This is a genomic window from Rhodococcus sp. P4_F3_2 (assembly GCF_056401335.1).
In genome coordinates this window covers 1-441 of record NZ_JBFUJN010000209.1, presented here as the reverse complement: position 1 = coordinate 441, position 441 = coordinate 1, and the positions used below count along the sequence as shown (strand labels likewise).

Annotated in this window: 1 protein-coding gene; it reads right to left on the bottom strand. The window is 44.2% G+C overall.

Annotated features, from left to right (window positions below; translation table 11 throughout):
* Window positions 1–441 (bottom strand): DUF8208 domain-containing protein (locus AC1DWA_RS33440; protein ID WP_477917792.1); only part of this gene is annotated, 441 nt, incomplete at both ends.

Here is a 441-nt window from a genome sequence, read left to right as displayed (position 1 = left end):
CTCCTCCGACTCCGGCTTTTTTCATTTCTTCATGTAGACTTGGTTGTTGTCCATTATTTCCTTTACTTCCCACTAATCCTTTACCAAGCCCTCCAAGACCTGCGGCAGCTTGAAGAGCACTGCCAGCTGCACCTTTTCCAAGACCTCCAATACCTTTTGCAAGATCTGCTGCATTTTTGAACGTCCCTTTCGCACCATTCATAGTGCTTTCTATTCCTTTCATCATCGCAAGACTGCCTGCAACAGCGCCCCAACCACTTTTGAGTCCCGCATCGATCCCGAAAAGACGCTCACACATGACGGGTCCATCTACAACCGCAATACTAAAGGCAATCTGAAGAATAAGCGTTGTTACACCTTCTGTGTGTTCAGCTATATAAGTCATGCCTATTAGATAGACTTTCATTGAAATGAAAATCATAATGATGACAAGAAAGGTAT